An 8102-nucleotide genomic window follows, 5' to 3' on the forward strand; every position below is an offset into this window, starting at 1 on the left:
TGCTCCATCATCGCCCCGCTGCCCGCCGGTCCTTGCCAGGTACTGTCGTAGTAGGTCGCGCCGGCGGATATTTCGTAGTCGCGCACCGGCTTCAAGGGCGGCGGCGGCGCGCGATCATAAGGCGGCGGATATTTCGCATACCCCTGGAATACCCGGTACATGGCCCATTTCGACGACCAGTATGGCGGATATTGCGGATCGGTGGGCTGACCGGGCCCGCGGGCATAGACGCAGGCAGGATTGGCGCAAGGGCTGTCCTCCGGCGGATTATGCACGCCGTAAGTCGGGTAGACGTTATCGGGCTGCTCGGCCGCCACGGCACGCGCCGCGAGACCCGGCATTGCAAGACCCAGCATCGCAAGACTTGCTATCACCATCAACGCCATCAAGAGCCAATCGAAAGCCAGACGATGGAAAAAACGCCAGCATTGATAAAGCATTGACGCGACCTTTCCGGAAAAGCAGGGGCAACAACAGAAGCGTGAATCATGATACGGCAGTGACACGCTGATGACTTCTGGCGGCAATTATAGTCTAGGTTGCATCGCGCCTGCCTACAAGCTAGACTGATCGCAGGTTGCGGATTGAACGAAAATAAATTGGGGGTGTGCCGTGAGTTATCTCGACGCTCCACGTATTGTTTTCACCGGACATTTCCAGGCTGACGTCTCGACCGTCAACAATGACGTCCGCTACTTCCAGAACAAGACGTTTCAGAAGGAGTACCAGGAGCTCGGCAACGATGGCAGCTGGAATCCGGAAGGAACCGCCATATTTCGCTTCATTGAATGCCGGATCGCGGGAGCTCAACTCGGCAAGGTGAAGATCACCTCGCCGGCGCAGGATCCGATTATCGGGATGGCACTTGAGAACGCCGACGACCGGGTGTTCGGCAAGCTCGTTGACCTCGATCCGCAGCAGCAAATGGTTTCGCAGGTCTGGGGAATGCAGCTTCGCCTGGACGGCAACGGCCAGCGGTCGCTGTTCCAGGGCAAGTTTGTTCCGGTCGGTTTCACCAATCTGTGGCGGCGTCAGCAGTCCGGCGTACCCCTCGATCAACAGCTCGCCGCGGTTTATCAGTCGGTCTTGCGTGACGTCGTCTGGCAGGGCCCGTCCAATTCGAAAGTGCTGGACGCGTTGCGCGCCGCTTCGGCGGACGGCCTTCTATCCATCAATTTCAACCTCTATGGTTACGGTCGCGATGCCGCGATCTCGCGCTACACATTGGGGTCCGTGGCCGGGGTGATCGGCCCCTATGCTGTCGACGAGCCCAAGCATTTCACGATCGGCCGCCAGATGGTGGCGGTCGCCAACAATCCGACCGCTCCGGCCCATGGGGTGTATTCGTTCCAGTGCAAGGTCGACGAGAACCGCAAAGTCCTCACCGCGGATTTCGGCAATTGCCTGCAGATCGTCAATGCCGATGGCGATCTGGTCGACATCGGTCCGCTGGTCATGGCGGTCCTGAAGACCGACACCAGCACATTGCTGCACAGCGTCGCCGCCGATCAGGTCGCGATTGTTGGCAACGTCAACTACCTGCAACCCGGCTGGTACGGCCAGACCGCGGGCGTGCAGGATTTCGATTACGCGGCCGATCCGTGGTGCGTCGCGAACATCGCGAACCATCCGCTGCTGCTGCTCAGTCCACAGCCCGGCAATTCCTACGGGGTTATCGTGCAGGAATCCCTTGGCGGGCTCTACGTGCGCTCCGACGATTTCGTCTGCCGGCTCAATCCGAAACAGACCGGAAGGGTCGATCTCTACGCGTCGCATTACGGCAAGCGCCTGCAAGCCAACATCGCCCTCGGCGCCACTACAGGTCCGATGGGTGGCACCGGTTCCGGCAATCAGCCGCTCAATCCGCCTGTCCCGACGCCGCAAATTGCGATTCCGGCTGATGCGATCAGCTATCCGCGGCAGGTTTCATGCGACGAGCACGGCAAGGCGACGGTGAGCGTCACGGTCGACTTGAGCCGGACGCCGACGCCGCGCGGATACATCGACGGACAGCTCTATGGGATCGCCTATCAGCTGACGACCCAACCGCCAAAGGCCGTCGGCAACTTCTGGAATTTCATCAGCGTGCTGGCATTCAGCCCGTTCGAGGCGCCGAAGTCGCCAACCTGGCTGGCGGACATCCAGCCGATCCTGACGCAATATGGCAATCTCTACCCGATCATGAGCAAGTACCTGGTCGATCTCGGCGACTACGACTCGGTGGTGAAACATTTGAAAATTCTCAGGCTCGCCTTCTCGCTTCCGCTCGAAGACCCGAACCACATGCCGGTGACGCGCGACTTGTCGGATGCCAAGCGCAACATGCTGCTGCAGTGGATGGACCATCCCGGCGCCGATGGCTTGCCGCTGAAGGGAACGGCCGTCGTGTTGGCAGCGCAAGCGCCCGCGATGACGGCGCCCGATCCGATCCCGATCCATCTCGATCCGCTGCAGAAGCGTGGCAAGACCGAAGTAATGCTGCAATTTCAGGCACGCAACAGCGCCAAGGAGGGCCCATGATCCGGCTCGATCGCAGGGTTGTCGAAGCGGTTCAGGCTGCGTCCCGCCGCGAGGAGCTTTATCCGTGGCTGCAGAAGGCGATCGAACTGGAGCACAGTACGATCCCGCCCTATCTGACGGCCATGTTCTCGCTCAAGCCCGGGACCAACGCGGAAATTGCAGCGTTGATCCTATCGATCGTGCAGGAAGAAATGTTGCACATGTCGATCGTCGGCAACATCCTGATCGCGATCGGCGGCAATCCCGGGATCAACACCAAGGGCTTCATCCCGATATATCCGGGGCCGCTGCCGATGGCGATCGGAGGCTCCGACTTCAAGGTCGGCATCGAGGCGTTCTCGAAGCCGCTGGTACACGACATCTTCATGGAAATCGAGAAGCCCGAGCATCCGATCCCGGTCAGCACGCTCAGCATGGAAACCGTGCCCGACTTCGCCACCATTGGCGAGTTCTACGCGGCGCTCAGCAAGAAACTCTCCGACTTTGGCAAATCGATCTTTACGGTGCCCGCGAGCCAACAGGTCCTGAGCTGGTTCGATCCCGCGCGGCTGTTCCCGATCAACGACGTCGAAACCGCCGATAAGGGCATCCGGATCATCGTCGATGAAGGCGAGGGAACCAGCACCGATCCGTTTCAGTCCTCCGGAGATCCGGCGCACTACTACAAATTCGGTGAGATCTTTTTCGGCCGGAAACTCATCAAGACGGCAACCGGGTTTGCCTATGGCGGAGCCCCTGTTCCGTTCGATGCGGCCGGCGTCTACCCGATGAAGCCCAATCCGAAGATCGCCGACTTTGCGCTGGGAACCCAGGCGCGAACCCGGGTGCAGGAATTCAGTCTTGCTTACAGTAACCTGCTCAATGCCCTGCATATCGCGTTCAACGGACATCCGGAGAAAATCGATACCGCGATCGGCCTGATGTACGAACTCAAAATGATTGCCGTCAGCCTGATGCAGACGTCTGCGGGGGATGGCAGCAACGCGACGGCAGGACCGAGCTTCGAATATATCGAAGCTTTCTCGCCTGCCGAGGCTTGAACGTTACGAAGTGAGACGAAAATCTCCTGCTCCTTGGATTTTCCTGCCCTGATAGGAGCCCCGACCTTCGGCAGGCGCGCCGGCAGAACAATTGTCGTATTGATCGATTTCCGATACTTAGCTGGCAGGGCATTATCTTCCGGACCAAATGGCAAGGAGGCTATCGATGGCCGCGCCTGAATTACCGCCCGCGCCGCGACCGAGCGCGGAGATCGCGAGTTATCACGCCCATATCTACTACGATCCCACCGCGACTCGGGAACTTGCCGCCCGGTTACGGCAATGGATCGGCGAGCGTTTCCTGGTTCGGCTCGGCAGCTGGCATGACGCGAAGGTCGGCCCGCATGATCGCGCGATGTTTCAGGTTGCCTTCGCCAGGGACGTTTTCGCCACGTTGGTGCCGTGGCTGATGCTCAATCATCAGGGCTTGAGCATCCTGATCCACCCGAACACGACGAGCCCGCGCCGGGATCACCTTGCCGATGCCTTCTGGATAGGAACGGCTGTTCCGCTCCACGGCGAGGTCCTGCCCGATTACGACGAGGCCGAGCAAGCACTGCAGCCCAATACTACTCCGCATCTGCCGGCTTGAGACGGAGAGAGGGGCAGGAGAGCAACGGCTCGGCATTCTCGGAGTTGCCGCGGGCGATCTCGTGCTCCCCTCACCACCGCCTCGCGGGGGAGAAGCAGATCCGATGCAATGGTTTTGACGGCTGGCCTAACGTTCGACGGCAGCGCAGATGATCGTATCCCTGCCGGACACGCCAGGCCTTCAGCCCAGCGGCTCCAGCACCATCAGTCCCGAGGCCGTATTTGAGATCGGGATGTGATAGTTGGCGTGCTGCCGACGGGCCTTTTCCGGCAGGGTGCCGCGCGCGACCAGCCAGTTCAAGAGTTCGATGCCTTGCGTGCCTGAAAGCTCGACCAGCTCGGTGGTCGAATATTTTGTCGCCCAGGCCGGATCGGAGATCATGCTGTCCATGAACTGCAGGTCGAACTCCTTGTTGATGAAACCGGCGCGTTTGCCGTCGAGCTGGTGCGACAAGCCTCCGGTGCCCATCACCACCACCCGCTCCTCTCCCGGCCACGATGCGATCGCCCGTGCAATCGCCTGGCCGAGCCGGTAGCAGCGCGCCGCCGAAGGCAGCGGCCCCTGCACGGTATTCACGCATACCGGAACGGTGCGGACCGGCCATTGCATGTCGGGCCAGCACAGCGCCATCGGCAGGGTAAAGGCGTGGTCGACCACCATCTCCTGGCAGGTCGTGAGGTCGAAATCCTGAGCCACCAGTTGCTCGATCAGGTGCCATGACAGCGCCGGGTCCCCCTGAAGGGCGGCAGCGTCGGGATGCCCCAGCCCTCGTCGGCATTGCGATACTCATCCGCCGCGCCGACCGCGAAAGTAGGCATCTTGTCCAGGAAGAAGTTCAGTCCGTGGTCGTTGTAGACCAGCACGACCACATCCGGCTTCACCCGGGCGAGCCAGTCGCGCACCGGCGGGAAGCCGTCGAAGAACGGTTTCCAATAGGGGTCGTGCTGCAGACCCCTTGCGATGGCGCCGCCGATGGCGGGCACGTGCGAGGTGGTGATGGTACCGACAATCCTGGCCATGAATTTATCCCCGTGCCGCCAGAAGCTTCGACTTGAACTGTTCCTTGGTCAGGCCGGTTTGCTGGGCGCCGATGTCCTGCATGTCGAGCCCGAAGATCCCGGCGAACTTGGCCAGGTAATAGGCGTTGCCGCCGGCTTCGATCAGCTGCAGCACGTTGCGGTTGCGGATGGCTTCGCGCTGCGGCCCGTTGAGGCGGTATTTGGCGCAATAGGCGTCTTCATCCTCGACGAAGGCGCGGCGGTTGGCGGCGTCATTGAACGAGTAGCACATCTTGTTCAAAGCATAGCCCTTGCGGGCCTGCTCGCCGTCAAAAATGGTGGTGCCCGGCACGGGCTGCCGGGATGCAGGCTGGGGATTGGGCATGACGGTCTCCTGGTGTCTCCTGTCGGCCTTGTTATTCCGCAAAGCGCCGGCGCGAATTGTCCTGAATCAAAGTCCGGCGCCGACTAATGCAGTAATTTTTCAAAAATGCTTAGCGCCGTCGCCGTGGTGCATCACACCTCGCCTTGCGAGGGCTATGATCCTGCTCGATGCGCCGCCAGCGGCAGCAGAGGAAACCAGATCTTGTTCAACTTCGATCCGTACTCGCCCGCGGTCGACGCCGACCCCTTTCCATTCTACAAAACGCTGCGTGACGAATATCCCTGTTTCTGGAGTCCACAGGCCAAGACGTGGATCCTGTCGCGCTACCAGGATATCGCATCCGCAGGCTCGAACTGGCAGAGCTATTCTTCGGCAAAGGGTAACCTGATGACCGAGCTGCCCAACCGCGCCGGCGCGACGCTCGGCACCACCGATCCGCCGCGCCATGATCGCCTGCGCTCGCTGGTTCAGCATGCCTTCATGAAGCGCAATCTGGAGAGCCTGGCGGATCCGATCCGCGAGATCGCCCGGACCGCGGCGGAAGCGCTGCGCGGCGAAAGGCAGTTCGATTTCATCGGCGATTTTTCGTCCAAATTCACGGTGCGGGTCTTGTTCGCCGCCTTGGGCCTGCCGCTCGGCGACGAACAGACCGTGCGCGACAGGGCGTTGCTGATGGTGCAGAGCGACCCGAATAGCCGCGCCAAGGGCCCGGAGCATATCGCCGCCTACAACTGGATGCAGGATTATGCGGCGGGCGTCATCGCCGAGCGCCGCGCACGCCCTCAGAACGACCTGATCTCTCACTTCAGCACCGCCGAGATCGACGGCGACCGGCTCGACGAGCGCGAAGTGCTGCTCACGACCACGACGCTGATCATGGCCGGCATCGAGTCGCTCGGCGGCTTCATGAGCATGCTGGGGCTCAATCTGGCGGACCACCCCGCCGCACGCCGCGCGGTCGTCGCCAACCCCGTTTTGCTGGCGGACGCGGTCGAGGAATCGCTGCGCTACAATACCTCCGCGCAGCGCTTTCGCCGCTGCCTGCAGACTGACGTCACATTACACGGTCAGACCATGCGGGCCGGCGACTTCGTCTGCCTCGCCTACGGATCAGCCAATCGCGACGAGCGCCAATTCGCAAATCCCGACGTCTACGATATCGGACGCAAGCCGCGCGGCCATCTCGGCTTCGGCGGCGGCGTGCACGCCTGCCTGGGCTCCGCGATCGCCCGGATCGCGATCAGAATCGCCTTCGAGGAATTTCACGACATCGTGCCGGACTATAGCCGCGTGCAGCAGCAGCTGGCCTGGATGCCCTCCTCGACCTTCCGCAGCCCGCTGGTGCTGCAGCTGGCGGTGCAGTGAGGCCGGCACGGAAGTCACTCTCCCCGTGGCAATCGAGTAAATAGCATATCGCTCTTCAAGTTGCTTGCCGGAAATGTTTAGCTGCGATTCGTCGATCGTCGTCATCGCGCGAGAGAGGATTCATGGCCAAGAAACGCAAATCTTCCGGACCTGAGGATGCAGTCCGGCGCGCCGCCAAGGAAGTCACCGCCGTCGAGCAGCATTGGCGCGCGGCCGGACGGCCAAAGTCGCGCAAGCCTCCGGAAAACTACAAATACATCGACGAGCTCGCTCATCTGCAGTTCGAACTCATCAAGTTGCAGGAATGGATCCGGTTGCAGGGCCTCAGGGTCGCCGTCCTCTTCGAGGGCCGCGACGCGGCCGGCAAAGGCGGGGTCATCAAACGCATCACCGAGAGTTTGAACCCACGCGTCTGCCGCGTCGTGGCACTGGGAACGCCGACGGAGCGCGAGCGCGGCCAATGGTATTTTCAACGCTACGTCGCCGCGCTTCCGACGCGGGGTGAAATGGTTCTGTTCGACCGCAGCTGGTACAATCGCGCCGGGGTCGAGCATGTCATGGGGTTCTGTAACGACGCCGAATATCAGGAGTTCCTGCGTTCCTGTCCGATTTTCGAGGGAATGCTGGTGCGCTCGGGTATCTATCTCATCAAGTATTGGTTCTCGGTCAACGACGAAGAGCAGGAGCGGCGCTTCCAGGAGCGCATCCGAAACCCGACCAAGCGCTGGAAGCTCAGCCCGATGGACGTGGAATCGCGCAAGCGTTGGGTGGAGTATTCCAAGGCCAAGGACGTGATGTTTGCCCACACCGACCGCAACAAGACCCCCTGGCATGTCGTCAATGCCGACGACAAGAAACGAGCCCGGCTCAATTGCATCCGGCATCTGCTCAATCAAATTCCCTATCAGGACATGAAACCCATCGAGATTGAGCTTCCTCCGCGCCAGCTCGATACCGGCTACAGGCGACCCAGGAAATCGACCCAGCGTTTCGTTCCCCAGGTCTATTGAGCAAACTGCGCTTTACCGCCGCGAGTTGCGCGGCCTCGAAGCCGCGAGGCGCGGCGCAATCTCGCGACTGCGTGCCCGCCTCACCCCTCCAGCTGCTGCTCGAGCTGGTGCAGCACCTGGTAGCAGGGCAGCACCTGGGCGATGCCAGAGTTCGGCTCGCGGCCTTCATTGATGGCGGCAAAGAACTCGCGG

General features: G+C 61.3%; 7 protein-coding genes and 2 pseudogenes. 5 read left to right on the forward strand and 4 right to left on the reverse strand.

What is annotated here, in order from left to right:
- On the reverse strand, nucleotides 1-386 hold a 386-nt coding region (locus ABSG20_RS23920; RefSeq protein WP_423866978.1), incomplete at its 3' end, for a hypothetical protein.
- 226 nt (nucleotides 387-612) lie between these two features.
- Between ABSG20_RS23920 and ABSG20_RS23925 the strand changes: the two genes are divergently transcribed.
- The 3 genes from ABSG20_RS23925 (at nucleotide 613) to ABSG20_RS23935 (ending at nucleotide 4152) form a co-directional block, all read left to right on the forward strand.
- Nucleotides 613-2520 (forward strand): hypothetical protein, encoded by a 1908-nt coding sequence (locus tag ABSG20_RS23925; RefSeq protein ID WP_423866979.1) that lies wholly within the window; start codon nucleotides 613-615, stop codon nucleotides 2518-2520.
- Nucleotides 2517-3560: a ferritin-like domain-containing protein gene (locus ABSG20_RS23930; RefSeq protein WP_423866980.1), complete on the forward strand. Its 1044-nt coding sequence runs from the start codon at nucleotides 2517-2519 to the stop codon at nucleotides 3558-3560. Before ABSG20_RS23925 ends, ABSG20_RS23930 begins: the two co-directional genes overlap by 4 nt.
- 166 nt (nucleotides 3561-3726) lie before the next feature.
- On the forward strand, nucleotides 3727-4152 hold the full coding sequence (locus ABSG20_RS23935) for a DOPA 4,5-dioxygenase family protein (protein ID WP_423866981.1): 426 nt from the start codon (nucleotides 3727-3729) through the stop codon (nucleotides 4150-4152).
- A gap of 180 nt (nucleotides 4153-4332) precedes the next feature.
- On the opposite strand, the pseudogene ABSG20_RS23940 reads toward ABSG20_RS23935, so the two are convergent.
- Together ABSG20_RS23940 and ABSG20_RS23945 are read right to left on the reverse strand one after the other, a co-directional pair.
- A pseudogene (locus ABSG20_RS23940) lies at nucleotides 4333-5171 on the reverse strand (class III extradiol dioxygenase family protein).
- Nucleotides 5172-5175: 4 nt separating this feature from the next.
- Complete coding sequence (locus tag ABSG20_RS23945) at nucleotides 5176-5535, reverse strand: protocatechuate 4,5-dioxygenase subunit alpha (protein ID WP_423866982.1); 360 nt, start codon at nucleotides 5533-5535, stop codon at nucleotides 5176-5178.
- A 201-nt stretch (nucleotides 5536-5736) separates the two neighbouring features.
- Here ABSG20_RS23945 and ABSG20_RS23950 point away from each other — a divergent pair, with 201 nt between their 5' ends.
- Both ABSG20_RS23950 and ppk2 read left to right on the forward strand, forming a co-directional pair.
- Complete coding sequence (locus ABSG20_RS23950) at nucleotides 5737-6900, forward strand: cytochrome P450 (RefSeq protein WP_423866983.1); 1164 nt, start codon at nucleotides 5737-5739, stop codon at nucleotides 6898-6900.
- Nucleotides 6901-7022: 122 nt separating this feature from the next.
- Nucleotides 7023-7910, forward strand: coding sequence for a polyphosphate kinase 2 (gene ppk2, locus ABSG20_RS23955; RefSeq protein ID WP_423866984.1), 888 nt, complete (start codon nucleotides 7023-7025; stop codon nucleotides 7908-7910).
- Between the two features lie 80 nt (nucleotides 7911-7990).
- Here ppk2 and ABSG20_RS23960 read toward each other — a convergent pair.
- Nucleotides 7991-8102, reverse strand: a pseudogene (locus ABSG20_RS23960) (oxidoreductase); the annotation flags it as partial.

Source organism: Bradyrhizobium sp. (assembly GCF_049512235.1).
GTDB lineage: Bacteria > Pseudomonadota > Alphaproteobacteria > Rhizobiales > Xanthobacteraceae > Bradyrhizobium.

Coding starts and splice junctions, on each gene's coding strand:
- ABSG20_RS23930 (WP_423866980.1), top strand. CDS start 2,517: ATGATCCGGCTCGATCGCAGGGTTGTCGAAGCGGTTCAGGCTGCGTCC.
- ABSG20_RS23935 (WP_423866981.1), top strand. CDS start 3,727: ATGGCCGCGCCTGAATTACCGCCCGCGCCGCGACCGAGCGCGGAGATC.
- ABSG20_RS23945 (WP_423866982.1), bottom strand. CDS start 5,535: ATGCCCAATCCCCAGCCTGCATCCCGGCAGCCCGTGCCGGGCACCACC.
- ppk2 (WP_423866984.1), top strand. CDS start 7,023: ATGGCCAAGAAACGCAAATCTTCCGGACCTGAGGATGCAGTCCGGCGC.